The sequence below is a fragment of the Candidatus Chloroploca asiatica genome, from assembly GCF_002532075.1.
GTDB lineage: Bacteria > Chloroflexota > Chloroflexia > Chloroflexales > Chloroflexaceae > Chloroploca > Chloroploca asiatica.
Window position 1 is genome coordinate 341225 of the sequence record NZ_LYXE01000063.1, and the last position, 24808, is coordinate 366032.

Genomic DNA, 24808 nt, shown 5'->3' on the forward strand with positions numbered 1-24808 from the left:
ACTGTCTTCAAGAAATGAATCCGCTCGACCAGACCTCACAGGCCTACTAGACATGTGAGCTTGCGGAAACATGCCGTATTGCGAGAACTTGCAGCGACTGTCACAAGGAGGTGTCAGATGGCCCGTGTTGTGATCATTGGTGCCGGATTCGCCGGCCACACCGCGGCGCTCTATCTAGGGGCGCAACTCGGCAAACGGCACACGATCACGGTCGTCAACCGGTCTATGATCGGATGCACGTGAACTTTGTGCAGGGGAGAGTTACCGAAGTCCACCCGGACGAGCGGTATGTCACCCTCGCACCGCACCAGCAGGGGCAACCGGAGCGGCTCGACTACGACTATCTGCTGATCGCGACGGGGCCAAAACTCAACTTCGCCGCGACCCCAGGGCTTGGCCATACCGAGGGCCACACCGTTTCGATCTGCACGCTTGATCATGCGATTGAAGCGCGTGACAGCTACCTGGAGCAAGTGCAGCGGCTGGAAAAAGGCGAGCGCCTACGTTTTGTCGTTGGCACAGGGCATCCGGGGGCAACCTGCCAGGGGGCCGCCCTTGAGTACATCTCGAACATCCACAAAGATCTTGTGCGGCGACGGGTACGCGACCGCGCCGAAGTGTAAAGGTCAAGAGGCGCTTGGGTGAGACTCAGGGCAATTGCATCTTGCCTTGGCACGTGCCACCAGGCTGGCGTATCGCCCTCACATGCCCACACCGTCGGCGTAAACGCCTCGGCTAGGAGATACGTGACTCGATTTCCTGGATGAGGAGCGGCAGATTCGGGTTTGTAAAACTTAATCCGGGTGCGGGAACCCGATTATGTTTGATGTCAGGAGGTATGTGCTTATGATGCGGGTGGGTACTTTTTAGACTCATGTCATTGGGATGAGGTTGCGGATCGTACCAATACAACTTCTCATCACCTTGCCATACCTCATAACCATACCCATCAATAACCCCAGGCAAGCGCTCAAACATCAAACGTTCCCGAACCACCAGACGAATATCAGCATCAAACATAATCTCACCGGAGACGCGAGCTAGCGTTGAGCCCGTCCGAACGAAGATGAGTGTCGAACGGCGGATGGAGCGAAAACGATCCTCGAGGGCATAAATAAACAACTCATAATCGTCTGCTGTACGTAGCGGGTTCGTCATACGGCCACTCGGATCAAGCCCGAAAGGCTTGCTGTCCCTCGTTGTAGTCGCTGCACTTCGTTCCGATAGGCAGCCTGCCGTGCAAGCCACGTCTGATACACACTTGCCCATTCGCTAAAGTCAAGTACCCAATGTTCATCATCAGGTTCTTCACCACTAATGTACGCCGCATAGAAGGTTTCAGAGCGAACACCATACTTGCGCTCAAAGATCAGGATGCTCTCTTCAAGCGCGTGGATATCAGTAAGCAGATCAGCTAGCTGCATAGTTATTTTCCTTGAGATGATATGGTCGCGATGGGACACGACAATCAAGGTAGCTTACATTGAGCTACGTTCATTATAAGCGGCTGTAAAGTCAGCGTCAATGCAAAACTACTCGAAATCGTGTAGATGATGACAAGGTGCCGACCGACCTCGAGATCACACTTGGTGGAGTCAAGGAACGTCCTACCCATCAAGGTAGGAATTCCCCCCACATAACCCTACCCTTCTTGACGGTGCCTGCCATGATACAATGCGTTAAATAGTGTGTGTTCAAGATTTCACAGCCTGTGGAGATAGTGCCCATGCAGCCGCGAGAGTTTATCACGCCCGCGCAGATTGTGGTCGGTTCCGGTGCGCTGGAGCAGTTGGGAGAGCAGTGCCGTAAGCGCGGTTGGCGCAAGGCGTTGATTGTCTCGGATAAGATTATGCAGAGTCTCGGCCTCGTGACGCGGGTCGAGCAGTTGTTGGCCGCTAGCGAGATTGGCAGCGCTGTCTATGCGGGGGTCAATACCGAGCCGGTCGTTGAATTTGTGCAAGAGGGCTTGCAGATTTTCAAGGATGCCGAGTGCGATTTCGTGGTCTCGGTGGGCGGCGGTAGCCCGATTGATGCGGCCAAGGCGATTGCGGTGATGGCTACCAACTCTGGTTCGATTGAATTGTATAAGGGGATCGGCAAGATCACGACCCCTGGCGTGCCTCTGGTGGCCATCCCGACAACGGCCGGTACCGGCAGTGAAGCAACGCTCTATACGGTTATTACCGATCAGAAGACCGATGTGAAGATGCTGATTGGCAGCCCGTATCTGATGCCAACCGTGGCGATTGTTGATCCGCTGCTGACGCTTTCGTCGCCTCCTGGGGTGACGGCGGCAACGGGTGTCGACGCACTGGTGCATGCGATTGAGGCATATGTCTCGGTCAAGCGCCAGCCAATGACCGATATCTTTTGTCTCTCGGCGATCGAACTCATTGCACAGAATATCCGCCAGGCCTGGTCGAACGGCAATAATATCGAAGCCCGCGAGAAGATGATGCTCGGGGCGATGCAGGCCGGGATCGCCTTTAGCAACTCGTCGGTGGCGCTGGTGCATGGCATGTCGCGCCCGATCGGGGCGAATTTCCACATTGCCCATGGCGTCTCGAATGCCGCGTTGCTAGCCGTCGTGACGCAGTTTAGTCTGATCGGCGATCCGGTGCGCTATGCAGATGTTGCGCGGGCAATGGGCGAGCCAATCGAAGGATTGTCGATGATGAAGGCAGCTGATCGCTCGGTCAAGGCGATTCGGCGGCTGGTCAAGGATATCAAGATCCCATCGCTCAAGCAGCTTGGGGTCGAACGCGAACGCCTGATGGAACTCGCCCCAGCGATGGCCGATGCGGCGATTGATAGCGGCAGCCCCAATAATAATCCGCGCAAGCCAACACGCCAGGAGATTATCGAGCTGTATGCGCTAGCGTATGACGAAGACGATTAGACTCACATTGAGAGCAAGGCCACAGCAGCTATGACGTGGCGGTATGGTTTCCAGCGGCTCGGCCCTGGAAACCATACGCATTTCTTTCCTACAGAGAGACGTTGACGTTGGATTCTTCATTTACCTATACAGAGGGGTCTCGATGATGAGTGGACCTACAGGTGCCGGTCGGCTTGAGGGCAAGATCGCCCTGATCACTGGTGGTGCAAGCGCGATTGGGGCGGTGATTACCCAACGCTATCTGGCCGAAGGCGCAACGGTGATCATCAGTGGGCGCAATACCGAGAAGCTGGAGGCGTTTCGCACAACGCTGGTGAGTGAGACGGGGGTTGCGGCTGAACGGGTCATTGCGGTGACGATGGATGGCAGCAAGAGTGCCGAGGTACGCGCCGGGGTTGATGCGGTCGCCAAGAAGGTGGGCCGGATTGATATCCTAGTGAATAATGCCGGGGGCGCAGGGGCACGTCAGCCGCTAACCGGGTTGACCGCTGGTGGGCACGAGGCCGAAGAGACGCTGGAGGGTAGTATCGCCAGTACTCTCGGCATTGCCTGGCATTTTATGCGCGCCGCTGCCCCTTATATGGCCCCTGGGAGCAGCATTATTAATCTTTCCACGATCTTTTCCCGCGCCGAATATTATGGGCGTATTCCCTATGTGGTGCCCAAGGCGGCCCTCAATGCGCTGAGTGAAGCCGCTGCGCGCGAGTTGGGGCCAAAGGGTATCCGCGTGAACCTGATCTATCCCGGGCCAATCGAGGGCGAACGGATCCAGGAAGTCTTCCAGCGGATGGATGAACTCAAGGGGGCCAAAGCGAAGACGACGGCCAACGAGGTTCAGGCGATGATGCGCCTGAGTCGCCCGGGCAGCGATGGCAAGTTGGCGATGAACTTTCCAACGGCTGTTGATGTGGCAAATACAGCGGTCTTCCTGGGCAGCGATGAGGCCGCAGCGATCCACGGCGAGTCACTTGAGGTGACGAATGGGATGGCCGTTGGCGATGAAAGCAAGACCACCTTTACGGCGCGCCCTGGTCTACGGGCAGTTGATGGCACGGGACGCGTGGTACTGATCTGCGCCGGCGACCAGACCGAAGATGCGATGGGGCTTACCGGGGTGCTGCGCTCGTGCGGAGCCGAGGTAGTGATTGGCTTCCGTTCGCGTGAAGCGATTGCCGAACTCGAGGCAAGTCTCGCCGAGAGCCGCCGCTTCGCGGGGGCGAATTTCACGCCACCGGTGCTCGTCTATCTCAATCCACACGAGCCCGAAACCATTGATGACGCACTGAGCCTGATGGCCGAGAGTACCGGCGGCCCCCACGGGGCGATTATTCTGCCAGCACAAGGCAAGACGAAAGCAGTGTCGGTGATCACGGCTGATGATAGTGCCGTGACAAGCTTCCTCAATGAGGAACTCGCGGGGACGATTGCCCTCAGTGCGCGCCTCGCGGCCTACTGGCAGAAGACCGATCTGCTGGGTGGCGCGAACCTCTATCAGCCTCGCGTGGTTTATCTGAGTAATGGCGATGACCGCAAGGGCAATGTGTTCGCCGAGATCCTCACCGCCGGCCTCGAAGAACTGGTGCGTGTCTGGCGCCACGAGGCTCAGCACGATCAGCGCCAGCCCGAGGTTGGGGCCGAAACCCGCCCCCTACCCCCTGTCTGGGCGAAACAAATCATTCGTTATGTCAATATTGAAGAAGATGGCTTTGACTTTGCCTGTGCGGCGACGGCGCAGTTGATTCTGAGCAACCGGCAGATCGAGGCGATCAGCCTCTATTTGCCGCGCAATATTGCGGCGACGACGGGGGCAGGACGGCCTTCATTTGGCTGGGCCGAGAGCCTGATCGGGTTGCATCTGGGCAAGGTGGCGCTGATCACGGGTGGCAGTGCGGGTATCGGCGGGCAGGTTGGACGCTTGCTGGCGCTCAGCGGGGCACGGGTGATGCTCGCGGCCCGCGACCACGTCAAACTCGAACAACTTAAGGCCAGCATTGTCTATGAACTGACCGAGGTTGGCTACAACGATGCCGAGTCACGGGTTGCGATTACGCCCGATTGCGATGTCGCTCGTGAGCGTGACATGGCGATGCTGGTCGAGCGCACGCTGGCGGTCTTTGGACGGGTAGACTACCTGCTCAACAATGCTGGCATCGCGGGCAAAGAAGAGATGGTGCTCGATATGCCGCTTGACGGCTGGCGCCATACGCTCAATGCCAACCTGATCAGCAACTATTCGCTGATCCGCAAGATCGCGCCGCTGATGAAGCAGCAGGGTAGTGGCTACATTCTCAATGTTTCGTCGTACTTTGGTGGTGAGAAGTATGCCGCCATTTCGTACCCCAATCGTGCCGACTACGCCGTGAGCAAAGCCGGTCAACGGGCGCTATCCGAGGCAATGGCCCGCTTCCTCGGCCCCGAGGTGCAGATCAACTCGCTCGCGCCTGGCCCGGTCGAGGGCGACCGCCTGCGTGGCACCGGCGAGCGCCCCGGTCTCTTTATGCGCCGTGCGCGTCTGATTCTCGAAAACAAACGGCTCAATGATATCTACGGTGCGCTGGTGGTCGCCCACCGCGAAAGCGGCAAGGCGATCGTCGAGTTGCTGACCTTCCTCGAAGCCAATAACGTCTCGGCCTTGCTCGACGCAGGCGACCTGTTGCCATCGGCCTTGCACAAACTGGCGGCGACGTTTGTCAAAGAAGGCGATGCAGCGGCATCATCCAGTAGTTTCTTGATGAACCGCACGATTGCCGAGAAACTGCTGATCCGCCTCACCACAGGTGGCTATTTGAGTGCTGACGAGACCGCCCAGATCAAGCACCTGACCGATGTGCATCCACCCGATCCCTTCTTTGTCCGGGCGCAGATCGAGCGCGAGGCGCGCAAGGTGCGTGACGGCGTGATGGGCATGCTCTATCTGCAGAAGATGCCGACCGAGTTTGACGTCGCGATTGCCACCGTCTACTACCTAGCTGACCGCAACGTCAGTGGTGAGACCTTCCACCCCTCGGGTGGCTTGCGTTACGAGCGCACCCCTATGGGCGGCGAGTTGTTTGGCGAAACACCCGCCGAGCGCCTGGCCGGCATCGTTGGCTCGACCGTCTACCTGATCGGTGAGTATCTCGAAGAGCATCTGGAGTTGCTCGCCCGCGCCTACCTCGAGCGCCAGGGTGCCGCGAAGGTTGTGATGATCACCGAGACCGAGGCGGGAATCGCGCAACTCAAGGCACGGCTGAGCGACCACGTTGCGGCAGGGAGCATCACGTTCATTGCGTCAGGCGGGAATATCGAGGCCGCGATCGACGAAGCAATGCGTACCTACGGGCGACCGGGGCCAATCGTCAGCACACCGTTCCGCGCTTTGCCCACCGATCTGCTGGTCGGACGCATCGACAGCGACTGGAGCACGGTGCTGGACGAGCAGGGCTTTGCCGACCTGTGCGAGCACCAGTTGACCCATCACTTCCGGGTGGCCCGCAAAGCCAGCCTGATTGATGGGGCCGCGCTGGCGATGGTCACCCCCGAGACCACGGCCACCTCGACGACGGAGCAGTTTGCGATGGCCAACTTCGTCAAGACGACGCTGCACGCATTTACCGCCACCGCCGGCACCGAAAGCGAGCGCACCGTCCACCGCATCCTGGTCAACCAGGTTGACCTGACCCGTCAGGCACGTGCCGAAGAGCCACGCAGCGAGGCCGAGCGCGCCCAGGAGTTGGAGCGCTTTGTCAATGCGATCCTGCTCACGACGGCACCGTTGCCCGCCGAGGACGACAGCCGCTATACCGGACGCATCAACCGCGGACGGGCGATTACCGTCTAAAGAGCTTTTTTCTTAGCACGGGTAACAAGAGGGCGTTCGCGAGCTTATGCCCGTGAACGCCCTCTTGTTACCCGTGCTTCGACGTATGGGCAGAGAGCAAAACCTACACCTCACCTCTATTCTGGCTATTGAGCGGCCTGCCCTCAGGGTTTCACCCTGCATGCCCACCCGTCACGAGGCGCGGAACGCCGCCCCAAGCCTGCCCTGCAAGTCGGCTCCTCCTCCGGGACGGCCTGAAGAACCAGGACTATCGGCTGGATGCCGCGTGCGCGGGCATGACGGTGAAAACGGGTAGCTAAGCTACCCGTTTTCACCCGTATCAGTCTGCTTCTTGAGCATCGCCGGCCCCTAACGCTGACGGCTGCGCACAATGATAATGAGCCCACCGATGACGAGGAGCAACGGCCAGATGTAGTTGAGGGTGCTGAGCATACCCAACCCAACTTCACCGAGGAACAGAGCCCCACCAATGAACGCCATGATGCCAGCAGGAATGAGGGGCCAGAGCAGCGCCTCGTTGCTGAAGAGACGCGTGAAAAGGGTGATGCTAGCCCAACCGAGGGCAAAAGCAAGCAGGAAGGTAGCGCCTTCGACCGGTTCCCCGCTAACTATGCCGCTCTCGATCAACAGGACACCAAGACCAATGCCATTGAGAATGCCGCCAGGGATGAACCAGCCCGCATGCCTGGTGGCGATGCCCGCTACCGTGAAGCCAACGCCAAGCGTAAGCAGCACCCAGACACCTAGATTAAAGAATTGGGCAAGTACAAGAGCAATGCCAGCAACAATAAGCAGCATACCGCCAACGAGTTGGTGTTGCTTATTCCCGTGCTGCTCTGTCTGGTGATCGTACTGGTTGCGCTGATTGATTGTGTTCTTCATCGGAAACCTCCTGTGGTTCGCTACACTTAGTATGCTGACTTCAGCATACGCCAAACTGTTGCCTGTCACCAGTGTAAGAGGGTAGAACTCAGAGGGATGACTTTTGATAGAAGCAAGCAAGCGATGGTATGATAAGGGTGATGACTAAGCAGCAAGACTCAAGGCATACCTATGCGCTGGAGCAGCATCATTGACAAGTTGAAGCACCCACGCCTCACGTTTACCCTATCCGCCTCTGACCTGTGGCGCGAGCTACGGAAGCGCTTTATGCCGACGGGCGAAAATGCGCTCCAGTTGGCCGCCCACATCATTGTGCTCGGGGCCATGATCTTCTTTATTCTCAACCAGCACGATGTGGGGCCTTTATGGTTTAGCCTGGGGATCCTCGCGCTGGCGACCATGTTTGTGTCGAATATGGTGCTTGGCGACCTTGAAAGCGCGCTGGGCATGCAACGCGCCGACTGGCTCCATCTCGGGGTCAACGGCCTCCTCTGGTTTGTCCTGGTCTGGATTACCGGGCTAAGTGATAGCACTCGTTTTAGCTTTGTCCCTTACCTCATCTTTGTTTTGACCGCCCAGGCCTTTGTGATGCTGACGACGCCCCAGGCAATCCTCTATTTGCTCGGGCTCATCGCGAGCTGGGTGTCCGCGCTCTTGCTCGTCGGCATTGCGCTGGAAGCGATTCTGTTGAATCTCTTCTTCCTGAGCACCGGGCTCATCTTTGTGATCGTTGTCTCGACAGTGCTTAATCTCTACCGTCAGCAAACCGAGCGGGCCGAGGCCCTGCTGGATCAGTTGCGTGCGGCCAATGTGGAACTAGAGGCTTCGCGGCGGCGCGACTACGATCTTGCGGTAGCCGAAGAGCGGGTGCGGCTGGCACGCGACATCCATGATGGCCTGGGACACCACCTCACCGCACTGAACCTCCAACTCCAAGCGGCAGCACGGCTGATCGAGCGCGATCCCGCCCGTGCTGCCACCGCAATCCAGACGAGTCGCACCGTGGCGCAGGCCGCCCTCGATGAGGTGCGCCAGAGTGTCGCCGCCATGCGCCAGAAGCCCCTCGCCAGCGAGAGTCTTCCTGCGAGTCTCGAACAACTCGCTGTAACCTTTGGTCAACATACGGGCTTGCAGACCAGCTTGGAGTTACAGGGCGAACCGTGTGAGTTGCCGTCCACGATGCTGCAAACGCTCTACCGCGCCGTGCAAGAGGGCTTGACCAACGCCCAGCGCCATGGAGCGGCAACGATGGTACAGCTTCAGTTGGCCTATGAGCCCGATCAGGTGTGCTTGAAGATCGTTGATAATGGGCGCGGGAGTAGCGCAACTGCGGGTAGTGGCTTTGGCCTCGCAGGGATCCGCGAGCGCGTAGAACAACTTGGCGGCCACTTGCATGCTGGCCCTCAGGCAGAGGGAGGGTTTGTGCTGATGATTCATTTGCCCATGAAACGAGAGGAGCAACCCCGATGATCCGTGTGGTGCTTGTGGATGATCAGACCCTGGTGCGGCAGGGCATCCAGACCCTGATTGAACTTGAGGATGATATTTGTGTGGTGGGCGCAGCCAGTGATGGTCGTGAGGCGCTTGCGGTCGTGGCCGCGCAACGCCCCGATGTGGTCTTGATGGACGTGCGGATGCCACACATGGATGGGGTTGCCGCAACCCGTGCGCTCTTGACCGAACAGCCCAACCTGGGGGTCATCATCCTGACCACGTTCGATGATGATGAGTATGTCTTTGCGGGGCTGCGGGCCGGGGCGCGTGGCTATATGCTCAAGGATACGAACGCCGAGGAGATTGTGGCAGCCGTACGCGCCGTAGCCGCAGGCGAGGCACTAATTCAGCCCAGCATCACGCGCAAAGTGGTCGCCGAATTCTCGCGCCTGGCCAATGACCGCTCCGCTGTTCCTCCGGCCCTTGCCGCAACACCGCTCATTGAACCCTTGACCGAGCGTGAACAAGAAGTGCTGCGGGCACTCGCCGTCGGCCATTCCAACCGCGAGATCGCCAATCAGCTTATGATCACCGAGGGTACTGTCAAGAACCATGTCTCGAACCTGTTGGCAAAACTTGAGGTACGTGACCGTACCCAGGCCGTGCTCAAGGCTCAGCAACTTGGCTTGCTCGGGTGAGGCGCGGAAGCATGACATCATGCGTACCCACCGCTACATATTCAAGCACATCATGCTAGGGCGATTGCATCTTCCGTGTATGCACCCGCACGGGCACCCGCACGGGCACCCGCACGGGCACCCGCACGGGCACCCGCACGGGCACCCGCAAGGGGTGCCCGCACGGGCACCCGCAAGGGGTGCCCGCACGGGCACCCGCAAGGGCACCCGCAAGGGGTGCCCCTACAGGGCCGGGGGACGGGCCCGGTGTAGGGGCACCCCTTGCGGGTGCCCCGTTGTATCCGATTTCGTATAATACAATCGCCCTACCTTCGCTGCGAACGGTCAAGCTTGTTTGAAACATACCTACCGCCGGATAAAGGGTAGGTAGATCAAGGGTCTTTCCAGGGCGGTGCGGTTGAGCACTAGCGGGGCGGAGGCTTGGCCGGTGGCGACGTTGCCCCGCGCAACGGCACGCACGGTGACGGTCGCAGTCTCGTCGTTGGCGGTGGGCAGCGTGGTCTCCAGGATGGCGTCGAGCATCAGAGCTGCCGCGAGTCGCGCCGGGACAAAGACGGAGCCAGCTTCGAGTTCGAGGCGGACGCCGTTGACGTCAATGCTGGCGGTGAGGTCGTAGGTGGCGTCGAGGGTGCCGGTGTTGCTGATGACGGCGAGATAGCGTACCGGGTTGTCGGTGCGTAGTTGCTGGTTGTCCCCGGTGAGGCTTACCGCGACGTCGTTGCGCCCGGCAATGGTCACCTCTGCCGTGGCAAAAGAACTGATCCCGGCCTCGGCCTGCGAGCGGGCGGTGACGGCGAGCTGATGCGTGCCCGGCAAGACAAATGGCATTGGCCCGCCTTGCACCGGTACGCTCGTTGAACCGCCTGGCAACAACGCAACCGTCGAGCTTGCCAGGCTTGCGTTGAGCCCCAGGAAGCCGCCGAGCACCAAGTCGTAGGTGTCGGCAACCGTGCCGGTATTCGTCACTTGCACCTGCCAGCTCTGGCCCTGATCCGGGTCAAAGGCGGCGCTCGCCGGGGTCAGGGCGACGCTGACGCCGCGGTTGCCGATAACTATTTCAGCGACGGCAATGGCCTGCGCCGGACTCTCCTGGGCGTTCACATAAACACGCACAGGGTAACGCCCTGGCGGCGTGCCTGCCGGTGGTCTCACCAGCACTTGAACTTCGGCACGGTTGAAGACAAACGGTGTAAGCGTCAGTTCGCTTACCGGGGCGCTGTTGGCAAGCAACGCTCCTTGCCAGCCCGATGGCAGTTCGGGGACAAGGGCGAACGTTGACACTATGCTGCCACTGTTCATCACGGTCAGGGTCAACACACTCGTGGTAGACGGACCACCCACGGCCTCGTCTGGCGAAAGTTGAGCAGTGACACTCACGGCCCCATTCTGCACAAGGGTCGCCGACGCCGTCGTGGTCAGCGGATCAGTCGGGTCACGCAGGACAGCGCGTACCGCAAAGGGCGTCACTTGCTGCGCCGCCGTCGCAGTCACGGTGAGCGGCAGCGTCGCCACGCCTCCCGCTGGCACAACGACGCTTGCGGCGAGAGCGACGCTCAGGCCATCCAGCCCCATCACGGCCAGATCGTAGGTACGGGCGGTCGCCTCGTCGTTGTGCAGGGTCACGGTCGCACTGACGGTTTCGCCATAGGTTGCCTGCAACGCGGGCGGGGTAACGCCTAAACGCAGGCCGGCGAGCACGTCGAGCATGCTCGTGGCCTGATCGCTCGTGCCGTCAGGCAGCGTTGTGCGGATCGTGAAGGGCAGCGCACCTGGCAATGTCGCTGCCGAGGGTGTCAGCGTCAGTGGCAGGCGCAACCGCGTTTCGGGTTCCACCCGAAGCTCGCCAGGCAGATCGGCCCAGGCGAGGGGAAGGCCGTCGAGGTTCAGCGTAAAAGTCAAGGCTGTGGTCGTCGGGTTGAAGAGTTCGACCTCGTAGCGGGCCTGGCTGCCTGGTCTGGTCACAGGCTGCACCGGCTCGATCGTGATCAGCCGGGCTGCGGTGACATAGAGTGGCGGGAAGGTGAGTTGATTCCGTCCACTCACCAGTGTAGCGGTCACCGTCGTGCCCTGGCTCACCGCACGGACTTCGCCCGGTTGCATCGCGGTCAACTGGGCCGCAAAGCTGAGCGTGCGCACCGGTTGCGCCAGACCCTCCTGCCGATAGCGCCAGGTCAGCCCCGGCGCAGGCGTGCGCGGCTGCAACGAGAAGGTCGTCGTCAACGGCACAACCCCGGTCGCCGGGAGCGGATGTTCCACATCAAGCAGATAGACAGGCACCGGGTTGCGCAACGGCGACTGCGTGCGATAGGTATTGTGAACCTCCCAGCTATTGGGTTCCAGCAACGGCACCGTCAGGTCGTCGTTGATATTGGTAATGTGATAGTTGTACTGATTCCAGAGCGGGCGGGCCGAACCCCAGCCGCTAAAGCCGACCACGTAGAAACCATCGCTGTCACCCGCAACGATCTCAGCCTGACCATCGCCGTCCACATCAGCGATGATCGGATAATCGTTGAGCGTCCCCGAATTGATCAGCGGCTCGTTGAAGAGCAGCGTGCCATCGCTGCCCTGGAAGATTGCCAACCCGGTTCCAGCCCCGTTCCAGACCACCTCGTAGCGACCATCGCCGTCCAGATCCATCACGGTAACCCCTGAAGATGAGATTGTCCGATCAAGTACGGGCTTGGTCCAGAGCAAACTGCCATCAGCGTTGAGCACGATGATGTCCTGTTCTTCGGCGGGCCATGGACGCTTCATCACGGTGACGATCTCGACCTCGCCGTCACCATCCACATCGGCAAGCGAAACCGAACCAGGATACAGGCGTTGACCGGCGTCGTAGCTCCAGACGAGACTCCCATCAGCCTTGAGTAGTTCGATCTTGGTGTCCCAGGCCATCACAATTTCGGGATCGGGATCGCCACCGGGCTGCTTGCCGTCAACATTGGCGACCGCTGGCGACCCCCAGGTGCCGTAGCCCCGTGCTTCATCGCTGATTGTGGTCGTGCGTCGCCACAACTCGCTCAGCGTGCCGTTGGCATAGCTGAGCGCTACCAGGATGTTGCTCTGCCCAACCAGGATCTCGGGCCGCCCGTCGCCGGTTAGATCAGCGAGCAGCGGCGGCGTAGCCGTGAATTCGAAACTGTACAACCCGACGTCACTCATCGGCAGATCGTAGCGTGCTGCGACCGTGCCGTCAGCCTTAAAGACGATCAGGCGCTGGGTTCGCACCCCGGGGTTCTGCCAGTTGCTATCCAGATGCCCGACTGCAACGATCTCAGCTGCGGGATCAGCATCAAGGTTCGCCACGGCGGCCCCACCCCACCCCAGCGACTCAACAAACCTTGGAACCTTGATCGAATGGGGACGGATCTCACTATTTGACCATAACGGCGTGCCATCGTGGGCAAAAACAAACACGCCTTGATCACTGCCGACGATCACTTCGGCCAGACCGTCGCCATCCAGATCAGCCAGCGCTGGCGTATCCCCCAGCCCAACCTCGCGTTGCCAAAGAATCGGTGTCCCGTCACCCGCGTCCTGACCGTCACCTCGGTAGATGTAGAGGTTCCCGTTGCCTGAACTGACCGCTAATTCGACGCTCCCATCACCATCAAGATCACCAGCGCTGATGGTTGTGATGACGTAGCCGTCGTTGCTCGCGGGCACGTCGCTGTACCACTCGACCATCGGAACCCCGGCAAAGGGTGTCGCCGAGGTATCGAAGCCGACTAGGCCTCCCCTGCGCAGATTGGCAATGCGCACGACATGCGGCCCTTCGCCAAGCCCGGCGAGGCGGATCGGCACAGGTGAGCGCGAGAAGGCGTAGGTCAGGTCAACCAGACCCTGGCTCACTTCATCAACAAAGACCTCCACCAGCGTCGGCCCATTCTGGTCGGCACTATTGGTCACACCCACCAGGGTCAGGGCGTCGCCAACAGTATGGAACCACGTCGTGGTGCCGCGCTCGATGAACTCACCACCGGGCAAGCGATCGTTGGACACCACCTGCCAGTCGTTGCTCCGGTAAACCCGCGCCGAAGAGGCGGTAAAAAGTCCCTCGTCCATTGCGGTGCCATCCCAGGCATCAATGAAATCGAGCGTAATCCAGCTATCGGTCGACGAGATGTTCTGGGTACCAAGCACGCGCACGTCGAGCGTATGCGGGCCTTCACCCAGGTTGCTGTAGACCGTACTGGTGATCCCAGCGGTCGCACTGTATGTATCAAGCACCCCCTGGCTCACGCCGTTGATGAAGACCTCGGCTTGCCCGCCGTTGGTGTTGGTCAGCAACCCCAGATGCGCCCAGCTTCCCGTGAAGGTCAGGCTCGCCTGGTCGTTCGCCGTGCGCGAGCGCACAGCATAGCCACCGCTCGCCAGCCCCGAGGTGACTTCGCCCCAGGTCGTCGGCGCGACACCAAGGGGCACGCCATTGAAGCGCAATTCGGGCGCGTCTTCTTCGTACCGGCTGATCCCGCTGCGTGTCGGCGGTTCCACAAACGGAGCCTCGCCCGGCGTGATGAAGGCGTCCAGGCTCGCATTGCCCCGGTATTGTTCCACCAGCACCACGTGCGGCCCCACTCCCAGCCCCGCAAACGCGAGCCGCTGCGGGCCAAGCGTCGGCGCATTCAGGTCAAACACCCCCTGCGCTTCCCCATCAATGCTGATCCGCGTCTGGCCAAAGTTCGGCCCTACCATCACCTGCAGGCTGAAGCTATCCCCGGTCAACGGGAACCACGCCCGACCACTGCTGTACCAGTAAAGGTAGCCTCCTCCACTGGCTTCATCCGTCGTCTGCGCGAACCAAGACCCGCCGAGTTGCACCCGAGGGTCGTCCTCTTCAAACGTGCCGTCCGGCAGCAACGTGCCGTCCCAGGTGTCCAGATAATCGAAGGAGACCCAGGCGTCGGACGACAACGCATTGCGCGTCCCAAGCACCCGCACCTCCAATGTGTGCGGCCCCGGCCCCAGGTCAGCATAGGCACGACTGAGCACCCCGCCGTCCCGGCTGTACGTGTCAATCACCCCCTGGCTGACGCCGTTGATGAAGACCTCGGCTTGCCCGCCGTTGGTGTTGGTCAGCAACCCCAGATGCGCCCAGCTTCCCGTGAAGGTCAGGCTCGCCTGGTCGTTCGCCGTGCGCGAGCGCACAGCATAGCCACCGCTCGCCAGCCCCGAGGTGACTTCGCCCCAGGTCGTCGGCGCGACACCAAGGGGCACGCCATTGAAGCGCAATTCGGGCGCGTCTTCTTCGTACCGGCTGATCCCGCTGCGTGTCGGCGGTTCCACAAACGGAGCCTCGCCCGGCGTGATGAAGGCGTCCAGGCTCGCATTGCCCCGGTATTGTTCCACCAGCACCACGTGCGGCCCCACTCCCAGCCCCGCAAACGCGAGCCGCTGCGGGCCAAGCGTCGGCGCATTCAGGTCAAACACCCCCTGCGCTTCCCCATCAATGCTGATCCGCGTCTGGCCAAAGTTCGGCCCTACCATCACCTGCAGGCTGAAGCTATCCCCGGTCAACGGGAACCACGCCCGACCACTGCTGTACCAGTAAAGGTAGCCTCCTCCACTGGCTTCATCCGTCGTCTGCGCGAACCAAGACCCGCCGAGTTGCACCCGAGGGTCGTCCTCTTCAAACACGCCAGCCGCCAGCAACGTGCCGTCCCAGGTGTCCAGATAGTCGAGGCCCACCCGGATATCGGTAGAGAAGGCGTTGCGCGTCCCAAGCGTGACAATTTCGAGCGTATGCGCCCCCGGGCCAAGGTCGCCATAGGCGATGCTGGTAACGCCGGCGGTGCGACGATAGAGATCGATCACCCCGCGGCTCGTGCCATCAACGAAGATCTCGGCCTGGCCGCTTGCAGTACCTGTGGCAAAACCAATATGCACCCAGGTACTCGTGAAGGTAAAGGTTGCACGGCTTCCTGCGGCACGTCCAAAATTGCCCTGGCCGCCACTCGCCGGCGCATGGTTCAAGATCGTCCAGGTGCCCGAGTAGGCAATCGTCGCCTCGGTCTCTTCGTAGCGACTGATGCCGCCACCCGCAAAGGCCGGCACAAGCGGGTCGAGCGTTAACGCCACTGGTGACGCTTGCGCGCCACCACCGGTCGCGCTTGCCTCAGATGCGCTACGCGCTCGCAAGAGCATCGCAGCAAGACCCGGCTCGGCGCAGTCGGTGACACAGGTAAGCCTGCGCAGCAGCGTGTGCCCCCATCCCGGCGCATCTTCGCTCGGCGAGGGAACGGGCATCGCCTCACGCGACAACATTGGCTCATCGCCCGCGCTGCGCTCGGGGTTCACACGCGCCCAGGGTTGCCCAACGCCGGTGGGCGCTGGTTGTGCGGCAACGCTCAGCGCATCCGGGAGAATTGCCTGTTGCCTGATGCGCGTGGTGATACTGGTGGTCACCACGGGATTGCCCGGCAACACCACGAGTGGCTCGACCGCGACCTCGGCAGCGAGACCCATGCCAACCGTCAACAGTCCGGCTCCGCTGCCTCCCGCAAGCGGCGTGCCATCAGGTTGAACGAGATCAACCGTCGCGGTATAGACACCCGCCGCAAACCCCGAGGTATCAACCGTGCCCAGCCCATAGCTCCGCGGGTCGCCACCACCAAGCGCGAGCGTCTGCTCGGCACTGTAGACCGACGTGGCATCGGGGGCAAGCAGGCGCACCCGCGCCGTCGCCTCCAGCGGCATATTGGTCAGGTTGGCCAGATGCAAGCTGAGCGTCGTTGAACTTACCCCGGTCTCCACAAAAGCCGGCGTTGCACGCACGTCAAGCACCCGCACAAAGCTTTCGAGCACATTCAGCCCAAGACTCGCCTCGGTGGCAAAACTCCCCGCCGACGCCCCGCTCTCCACCACCCGCACCCGCCCGAGCAGCAGCGCAAACCCGGTGCTCGGCGGGGTCAGGGGGATCGGCAGATCAACCGTCTCGTCTGGGTCAACCGTGATGATCTGAGGAGCGGGAAGACCGGGGAGCGACCCGCCAACCACAATCTCGTAACGGGTTTGTTCGCTACCCCGGTTGACCACCCTGAGCGTAGGCGTAACTGCATCACCCGCACGTACCGTCAGGGTACCAGGGATAAAGCGCACCTCAGCCGCACTCCGCGCATTGAGCGTCAAACCTTCGGCAACCGGGTCAAGATCAGCACAGAGCTGCGTCAGGATCGCGGTCGTCTCATCAGAGGTGGGCGTACCCTCCAGCGCCGCAGCGCGCCGCAGCAAGGCTTCGGCGATCTGATCCATGCCAATCACTGCCCCAAGCTGATTGCTCACCAGGCGCAACTGGCTTGCGACCTGCGCCCGCAGGGCCGCATCATCCGGGGTGGCGGCAAGCAATCCGACGGCCGTACCGAGTTCACGCAGCGCCGTCACCACGCCCGCCGTGCGCCCATCCGACGGCGCACGGGCGGCTTGGTAGACACAGATCGCCAAGGGATCTTCCACCCGTACAACAATCGGCAAGGTCTGCGTATATGGCCCCGAATTTGTTCGTATTTCGACCGTTGCCTGGGCACCGATCGGCGCATGTACAGGCGCGGTCAACATAAGTTGTTGCGTGACCGTAACGCCAACCGGAACGCTCTGCGACGCGGGCAACCCGGCGAGCGTCCAGTCCGGCCCCGGCAGCGTCGCCTGCAGCGGGAAACTGCCGTTGCTATTGCCAACATTCTGCAGGTTCAACGCAACGCTATCGGCACCGCCAGGCGCAACAAGCAGCGTCGAGGGCGCCACCGATAGGTACGCATACGGCAGCGCCGGCACAGCAAAGGTCACTGAAGCGGTCTGCGTCAATTGTGCATTCTCTGTAGCAGCAACCCTCACCGTCACAGGATAGCTCGTTCCGGCAGCGGGAAGCGGCCCGGGCGGCGGCGAAGCATAGAAGCCCACTTGGGCAGTGCCCCCCGCAGGCAAGGTTACGCTCGTCTCGTTGCTGCCCTGGGCGCCACTCAAGATCAGCCACCCCGCAGGCAGGCCCGTCACGTTCAGCGTAAAACGATGGGCGCGCGTTGACGTATTGGTCATCGTCGCCGTGAAAGCCGCCCCTGGCACCTGAAGCTGACCATTATTCGTCGGATCAGCCGTGAGTGCGCCAATGCCCCACGGCACCGTAATCAGCGGATCAGGCGCAACTGTCAACGCGAGACCCTCGAAGGCAGTGGTGTTCACGGTATGCACCGCCGTCACAAAGAGCTCAGGGTAGCGCGACGAGCGGGCTGTCACGAGCACCTGATAGCTGCCGGGTGCCGCGCCAGGCGCTGGCGTCACGGTCACCTGACCGGCCTGGCTGACCGCAACCGCCCAGTTGTCAGGGGTCTCGGCGGTAAGTGTGAATGCATCGGTGAAGTTGGCCTCGATCTCGGCGGTGAAATTGATTGGCGTAGTAGGCTCAGTCGTGCTGGCATCTGCCGACAGCTTCAGCGTAAAGAGTTCAACCGGGCTGCTACTTGCGAGGGCAAGCTGGTCAAGCGTTGCCTCGGCTTCGGTCAACGCCAACGGCCCACGATACCCCGCAATTGCCAGACCATTGGGGGCATTCAGCGCCTGCCCCGCGAGGCTCAACGTCCCCGTGATCGGCGCAAGCATCAGCGCAGCATTGCTCAGCGTCGTCGTGATCCCACGACTAAACATGGTGGCACCATACACACTGCCGTCGCCACCAACACCCAGTCCCGCCACCGCAGGTGCATAGAAACTCGTGCTCGCCGGGGCGCTCAGCGCCACCGAAACGAGCCGCCCCTCAGCCGAAAATGATCCGGCGGCCAGCGTCGCAGCAGGTTGCAGCAGCGTCTCGGCCCGACTCAGCACCGGTGCCCGCAGCGCACCAGGGCTGGCAAGCGCATTGGGCAACGGCGGATCAACCGAGCCAATAACCTGCGCGGCAAACTTGGTGCCATTGACAAAGCCAAGTTCGACCTCCACCGGAATTGGCACCGCTGCCGAGGTAGGCGGACACTCATACGCCATATACTCGAGCAGTTTACACTTTGTCTCAACTGGTTCAGGCAACGCGATCGAAATCGTCAGCCCATTGCCTGTCGCATAGGCCTTGAGCCGATTGAAGGTGGTGCCACTGCCACTCGAACCAGCCTCCGTAAGCAGATCTACGATCTTCTCGGTCTCAGCCTGGGCAAAGGTATGGGCTGACGTCCATGCCTGCTTCAAGCCACCGGACTCAAGTGGCAGATTACTCATAAACTCGGCGATCCAGAAGAACGTATAGGAAGCAAAGCCGTGAAAGAAGCCAATCAGCGCAAAAATCGCATCAAAGGTAGGGCTGGCAACCAGAAGACCATACTGGATCGCGGCCACGTGCAGCCCATCCTCCATCACATCGCGGGTCTCGCCGTCCACCAGGTCAATTTCGATCCAGCCGGTCAAGGCCTGATCGCCCATCTGCACCGGGCGTTCCGGTACAATCACAGCATAGTAGGGACCACGCTGCAGCGAGTCGACAATGCGGGCACGGGCACGCGGCGAAAGCGGCAATTCGGCGAGGCGATCAAGGCTGCCCCCATCAAGCCGCACCAGCGGAATGCCCTGCGCCTCGGCGGCCCGCATCAACTCAGGCACACTGATCAGCGTCCCATTCGCGTCGTCCCGCAAGATCGCCGTCTCCAACTCGGCATCCTGCATGCCCCGCGCATGGTTGAAGGCGACCAGGCCGCCCCATGCCTGTCCAGGGTACAAGACGGTGCGCAACTGGTTATTGCGCAGATCGAGCCGGACGGTGGCGGTCTGCTTGGCGTCATTCACTTCCCACGAACTGAGAAAGAAGCGTGGCGAGGCGACATAGGCGTGGGTGAGAAAGAGGTCGGAGAGATAGGCGGTACCATAATCAGATTGGGCCGCGAGGGTCAACAGTTGCGCCGCATGGGTCGTGCGCACCGTCTGCTGGAGATTGATGATCGCTGAGCGGATCTCATCAAACGCAGCCCGTTGCTCGGCTGCCGGGCGTGCGCCCCAAGCCTGCAACGCCGTAAAGCTGCTGCTCCCCTGCGTAAGTGCCTGGCGCGCAGGTGCCGTAAGGCGATTGATGGCTTCGGGCGGCACCCGCGAGGGCGTCGCCAGCACCGTATAGAGCGCCTGCTCACCAATGATCGGCAGTTCCGAGTCAAACGCAATCGAGCCACTGCTCCCACCTGTGCGCGCCGCATAGCCCAGGCGATCAACAATTTCCCGTGTAAAGAGCTGACTCTCGCCCTGCGCATTGCGGCTCTCGATCTCCAACCAGAGCGCCGTGACGAGGCGGTTGCTCAGCGGGCCAACAAAATTCGAGGTTAGATCCTGATAGGTCTCACCATCAATCACCTCGTCCCCAACCAGAAAATAGGGGCGATAGTCCGTTATCTTCGTCGTGAAGATCATGCCACCATTGATCTGCGGGTTGACAAAGTGGGCCAGGCTAACAGGCTCGCCGACCAGCGCCACACTGTTAAAGGTCGCCTCGAGGGGATAACTCACCGGCAGGCCGCCAGGCAACTGCGCACTGAGCAGCGTATAGTGTTCAACTTTCAGGCGCAGCGTCACCTTATGGCGCACGCTATCGGGCACCTCGGCGATGCGGTCAGTGCCATCATCGGCGACGCTGGCGGCAAAGCGCTCGCCAATGCTCGCCTCGCGAAACGAGGGATCGAGTTCGACCCAGCCCTGACCCGGCAGGTATGCTTCAACCCACCAGTGATCCCGCGCCTCGTTGACCAACATCGGGATCGTCGTCGGATCAGCCACTGATTCGCCTGGCGGCACATGGCCGATCACGCCCTGCGGCGTCGGGAACATCGCCAGAATCAACTGCTTGATGCGCTCGTCATTCAGCGTACCGTGGCGATACCGGGCCGGCGTACCACTGGCGCGCAGCATCGCAATCAGCAGACTCGCCTTATCCAACGCATTGCCCGCCTGACTCCAGAGCGTGCCGCGTGTCCCGCGCAACGAGCCACCGTAGACCTCGTGCTCCAGGGTCTTCACATAGGCAAACAGACGCTCGGGATCACCGCCAAGCGCCGCAAGCTGCGCAAGCATATCTTCATCGTTAGTATCGGCATCCGGCGTACGCTGGAGCCACGGCGCAAAGCTGTCAGCCGCAAGGCGGGCAGCCCCAGTTTCGGCAGACACCGCCCGTCCGTGCAACGTCCCCCAGGCCACCGCACCCGTCTCAAGCTCAGCGAATTCACCAGCAAACGTCGCCGCCCGCACCGAGAGCGTTGCCGTAATCGTTGTTTGCGGCGGCAGATCGCCGAGGCTCCAGGCAAGATCAGCGGCCTGCTGCACCGGGAGTGGTGCCGCGCCAACAAAGCTTATCGCCTCAGCGAGACTGGTCGTCAACAAGAGGCTACGGATCGTATTGGGATCACTAGCAGCATCATACGTCGCAGCAAATGCAATCGTCTCAGTGATGGTCGCGCCCGGCGGCGGCACAGGTGCAGTCACCGGCGCAAGATTATTGCGCAGCGTATAGGTCAGCGTCACAAGGCCATCGCTGGTACCCGTAGGCGTCACCGCCGTTTGCACCCGCGTCACTGTGAGCGGCTGCGCCAGCGCCAAGGGTCGAGAGGCCGTCTCAGGGTTGGCCGCAGCATCAAGCAGGATGCCCGAAGGTGGTTGCAGCAACGCCTCGGCGAAACGATCAGCGCGAGCAGGGGCCGCCACAAGCGCCGCCGGAACTGCCGAATTCACCACCAAGATCGCAGCGAGCATCAGCAAAACGATCGAACGCATGCCACGGTTCATATGTTTTGACTCCTCTTTGCGCCTTTGCGCCTTTGCGTCAAACAGCGGCCTCCAACTGACGCCAAACCACCAAGATATGCAAACCCTCTGCGCCTCTGCGTTACATCTTCACGCCTATGCTACAATACACGCCTCAGACAATCCTCACCTATACCCTGGGAGGCCTATGCTATGACCCCTGATCTTCCGGTACCCCTGACCGATCTGCGCCGCCGGGCACCGATTGCCCGCAACTTGATCCAGGCGGTCTTGACCGAACTGCTTGGCCCGGTTGAATTGAAATATGATTTTTATCGCGAGTGGAATGGTTGCTGGAAGGTTCGCGTCACTATCGTCGGGGCCAACACCGGCAAGCTCGATTTTACCCTGCTCGACACCCCCACAGGCGGCATGCTCGCCATGCCACGCCCGCTACCCGAACGCTGGCGCGTCCAGACCGGCATTGCCGCCACCGATGGCAGCCGCTGGAGCCTCGATGCGGCAGGGCAACTCGTGCGGTTTACCCCGCCGACATAACCAGGGCCTCACGCCGCGATATAGCGTGGCACCCCAAGTTCATCTTCGGCTACTTCATCGAGGTTGGCAATTGCAAGCATACCACGCTGGTCGAGGTATTCGATATACGCACCAACCTTTTGCAACGCCAGCAACTCGTCATACGAACCAATACCGGGGTAGAGCATTTCGGTCAACCCACCAATCGAGATTGGCTCAATACAGGCCTCATAGATGCGCTCGATGCGCCGTTGCTGGATCGAGGTAATCGTATTCACCGCCGCTTCAAGGTCGTGGATCGGGCGATCATGCCCACCGAGGCAGAGCCGCACGCCACTCGTGGCCCGCACTTTCTGCAATGACTGCAGAAAATGATCCACCCCGGTCGAAGCGGTCAGGCTCTCGGGGGCCAGGAAGATCGCGACACCCGGCAAGACATGATCCGCCGTAAAGAGCACATCGTCGAACTGCAAACAGACCTGACCGGGGCAATGCCCAGGAACATGAATCACCCGGAAGCGCTCGTCAAGCAGATCACCATCGCGCAGCACCGTCTCAACCGGCTCGGAACGAAAGAGATCCTTGCCCCCACTATACATCCGCAGCAAACGCTGGCGACGCTCTTCACCGACGCCGGCGCGGCGCAAAAAGATGCCCAGGCGAAACCGCGTCAAAGCGAGCCGCTCTTCGTGATGCACCAACACGCGCCGATCAAGCTCGTGGATCGCAACCGGCGCATCGGTCAAACTACGCACCAGATTCAGCCCACCATGGTGATCAATATGAGCATGGGTAATAATCACCCGTGACAGATCGCCCCACGTAATCGCCTCATTCCACTCACGGCGCAGGCGGACAAAACCCTCCTCAAGGTCGGCATTGCTCTGACCCTGACCACTGCCCGTATCAATCAACGCAACATATGAGCCATCAATCACCAGGTGGGCATAGGCACGCAGACTCGGAAAAACCTGGAGCGGCAAGCGATAGATGCGTACACCACCTGCCGTCTCGAAACGTGTAATTGGCTCACCAGACATACCAGCCTCCGCAAGCTCACCCCAGACACCGTCGCAAAAGACCGAATGGTGCCAGTGTTGCTGGCACCATTCGGTATTATAGCCCCGACTGAAAGATTGTCCAACTGTGCCGCAATGAGGCTTACCGCAGCACCACCAGCAGCACCCCAGCGGCCACTGCCGAACCAATCACACCAGCCACATTGGGACACATGGCCTGCCAGATCAAGAAGTTTTGCGGATCTTCCTCTTGGGCCACCGTATGCGCCACACGCGCCGCCATTGGCACAGCCGAAACCCCGGCGGCCCCAATCAGCGGATTGATCTTCTCGCGCGCAAAGACATTGTACAGCTTGGCAAAGAGCACCCCGCTGGCCGTGGAGATAACGAAAGCAAACGCACCCATCGCAAAAATGACAATCGAACGCGGCGTCAAGAAGGTGCTCGCCTGCGTACTTGCGCCCACTGTCAAACCCAGCAGAATCGTCACAATATCGATCATTGATGTGCGCGCCGTTCCTGCCAAGCGTTCGGTCACGCCGCTCTCTTTCAACAAATTGCCAAAAAAGAGCATGCCAAGCAGGGGCAGGGTTTCGGGCACAATTAACACACAGACCAGTAATCCGATAATCGGGAACAGGACACGCTGGAGTTTGCTTACCTGAGGGGGTGCCGCCATGCGGATCAGGCGCTCTTCGCGGGTCGTCAAGAGGCGCATAATCGGGGGCTGAATCACTGGCACCAGCGCCATATAGGAATAGGCCGAGACCGCAACCGCCCCAAGCAAATCGGGCGAAAGCTGAGAAGTAACAAAGATCGCCGTCGGACCATCAGCGCCGCCGATAATGCCAATCGAGGCTGCCGCACGCAACAGCGCCATCGGGTCATTGATATCCGAAAGGCCCAGAAACGGAAAGCGGGAGCCAAGAAAAACCGCCATCAGCAAGGCCACAAAGATCCCAACCTGAGCCGCCGCACCGAGCAAAATCAACTTTGGTTGTGAAAGCAGCGTCGAAAAGTCGGTCATCGCCCCAATCCCAAGAAAGATCAGCGGGGGAAACACACCGGCCTTGACCCCAAAGTAGATATAGCTCAGTACCGTCCCTTCTTCATACACCCCCTGCCCAAGCCCAGGAGCAAAGGGCATATTGCCAAGGATGACGCCAAACCCGATGGGCACAAGCAGCAATGGCTCGAAGTTGCGCGTCACCGCCAGAAAAATGAAGACACATCCGATGATGATCATCAGGATATTGCCCCAGGCAAGGTGCGCAAAGCCACTCGACTCGGCAAATTCGATAATTGAGCTAAAGAACTCGTTGATCCATTCCATCAGGCAAACTCCAGTAGCACCTGACCCTGGCGCACCGAGTCGCCAGCCTTGACGCTGATTGACTTGATCGTTCCGGCATTGGGCGAACTGACGTTGGTATTCATCTTCATCGCCTCGATCACCAGCAAGGCATCATTCTCCTTGACCACATCACCAACTTTGACTTTGACATCAACGACAATGCCGGCAAGCGGTGAAGTCAGCGCGTTGGCCCCACCAGCAGCCGGGGGTGGTGACGGAGCTTTGGGAGCTGGTGCAGCGGCAGGACGCGGAGGTGCCGGTGGTCGCGGTGCGGTTGCGCCCATCCCGATTGGTGAAGGTACCGGGCCACTCATGAAGGCAGGATCGGTATCGTCCTCTAAGACCTCAACATCAACCTCGTAACTCACTCCGTTGACGGTAATACGCAGACGCTTCACAATCAACTCCTTATATATACAAGATCTCCTGATCAGGTCTTCGCAAGCGCCGCATCGACCAACAAGC

Annotated in this window: 14 protein-coding genes; 7 read left to right on the top strand and 7 right to left on the bottom strand. The window is 60.6% G+C overall.

Going from position 1 to position 24808, the window contains the following annotated elements; all coding sequences use genetic code 11:
* The first annotated feature begins 117 nt into the window (after positions 1 to 117).
* Both A9Q02_RS24585 and A9Q02_RS07205 read left to right on the top strand, forming a co-directional pair.
* Positions 118 to 243: a tryptophan 7-halogenase gene (locus A9Q02_RS24585; protein WP_216361460.1), complete on the top strand. Its 126-nt coding sequence runs from the start codon at positions 118 to 120 to the stop codon at positions 241 to 243.
* Positions 244 to 248: 5 nt separating this feature from the next.
* On the top strand, positions 249 to 623 hold the full coding sequence (locus tag A9Q02_RS07205; protein WP_216361461.1) for an FAD-dependent oxidoreductase: 375 nt from the start codon (positions 249 to 251) through the stop codon (positions 621 to 623).
* Between the two features lie 112 nt (positions 624 to 735).
* On the opposite strand, the gene A9Q02_RS07210 is transcribed toward A9Q02_RS07205, so the two are convergent.
* Positions 736 to 1158: a toxin-antitoxin system TumE family protein gene (locus tag A9Q02_RS07210; protein ID WP_097651658.1), complete on the bottom strand. Its 423-nt coding sequence runs from the start codon at positions 1156 to 1158 to the stop codon at positions 736 to 738.
* On the bottom strand, positions 1155 to 1424 hold the full coding sequence (locus tag A9Q02_RS07215) for a hypothetical protein (protein ID WP_097651659.1): 270 nt from the start codon (positions 1422 to 1424) through the stop codon (positions 1155 to 1157). Before A9Q02_RS07215 ends, A9Q02_RS07210 begins: the two co-directional genes overlap by 4 nt.
* A 302-nt stretch (positions 1425 to 1726) precedes the next feature.
* Here A9Q02_RS07215 and A9Q02_RS07220 point away from each other — a divergent pair, with 302 nt between their 5' ends.
* Both A9Q02_RS07220 and A9Q02_RS07225 read left to right on the top strand, forming a co-directional pair.
* The gene (locus tag A9Q02_RS07220; protein ID WP_097651660.1) at positions 1727 to 2899 is read left to right on the top strand and encodes an iron-containing alcohol dehydrogenase; all 1173 of its coding nucleotides are present in this window, start codon (positions 1727 to 1729) and stop codon (positions 2897 to 2899) included.
* Between the two features lie 142 nt (positions 2900 to 3041).
* A complete protein-coding gene (locus tag A9Q02_RS07225; protein WP_281256876.1) occupies positions 3042 to 6719 on the top strand; it encodes an SDR family NAD(P)-dependent oxidoreductase in 3678 nt (1225 codons plus the stop codon).
* Between the two features lie 348 nt (positions 6720 to 7067).
* On the opposite strand, the gene A9Q02_RS07230 is transcribed toward A9Q02_RS07225, so the two are convergent.
* On the bottom strand, positions 7068 to 7601 hold the full coding sequence (locus A9Q02_RS07230) for a hypothetical protein (RefSeq protein WP_097651661.1): 534 nt from the start codon (positions 7599 to 7601) through the stop codon (positions 7068 to 7070).
* 171 nt (positions 7602 to 7772) lie between these two features.
* On the opposite strand from A9Q02_RS07230, the gene A9Q02_RS07235 reads away from it, so the two are divergent.
* Together A9Q02_RS07235 and A9Q02_RS07240 are read left to right on the top strand one after the other, a co-directional pair.
* The gene (locus A9Q02_RS07235; RefSeq protein WP_097651662.1) at positions 7773 to 9071 is read left to right on the top strand and encodes a sensor histidine kinase; all 1299 of its coding nucleotides are present in this window, start codon (positions 7773 to 7775) and stop codon (positions 9069 to 9071) included.
* Positions 9068 to 9733: a response regulator gene (locus tag A9Q02_RS07240; protein ID WP_097651663.1), complete on the top strand. Its 666-nt coding sequence runs from the start codon at positions 9068 to 9070 to the stop codon at positions 9731 to 9733. Before A9Q02_RS07235 ends, A9Q02_RS07240 begins: the two co-directional genes overlap by 4 nt.
* A 345-nt stretch (positions 9734 to 10078) precedes the next feature.
* On the opposite strand, the gene A9Q02_RS07245 is transcribed toward A9Q02_RS07240, so the two are convergent.
* Positions 10079 to 21475: an FG-GAP-like repeat-containing protein gene (locus A9Q02_RS07245; RefSeq protein WP_097651664.1), complete on the bottom strand. Its 11397-nt coding sequence runs from the start codon at positions 21473 to 21475 to the stop codon at positions 10079 to 10081.
* 171 nt (positions 21476 to 21646) lie between these two features.
* On the opposite strand from A9Q02_RS07245, the gene A9Q02_RS07250 reads away from it, so the two are divergent.
* Positions 21647 to 21991, top strand: coding sequence for a hypothetical protein (locus A9Q02_RS07250; protein ID WP_097651665.1), 345 nt, complete (start codon positions 21647 to 21649; stop codon positions 21989 to 21991).
* An 8-nt stretch (positions 21992 to 21999) separates the two neighbouring features.
* Here A9Q02_RS07250 and A9Q02_RS07255 read toward each other — a convergent pair whose 3' ends face one another.
* The 3 genes from A9Q02_RS07255 to A9Q02_RS07265 form a co-directional block, all read right to left on the bottom strand.
* The gene (locus A9Q02_RS07255) at positions 22000 to 23010 is read right to left on the bottom strand and encodes an MBL fold metallo-hydrolase (protein ID WP_097651666.1); all 1011 of its coding nucleotides are present in this window, start codon (positions 23008 to 23010) and stop codon (positions 22000 to 22002) included.
* A 121-nt stretch (positions 23011 to 23131) separates the two neighbouring features.
* Positions 23132 to 24322, bottom strand: a complete 1191-nt coding sequence (locus A9Q02_RS07260; RefSeq protein ID WP_097651667.1) for a sodium ion-translocating decarboxylase subunit beta — start codon at positions 24320 to 24322, stop codon at positions 23132 to 23134.
* Positions 24322 to 24741, bottom strand: coding sequence for a biotin/lipoyl-containing protein (locus A9Q02_RS07265; protein ID WP_097651668.1), 420 nt, complete (start codon positions 24739 to 24741; stop codon positions 24322 to 24324). Before A9Q02_RS07265 ends, A9Q02_RS07260 begins: the two co-directional genes overlap by 1 nt.
* Positions 24742 to 24808 lie beyond the last annotated feature (67 nt).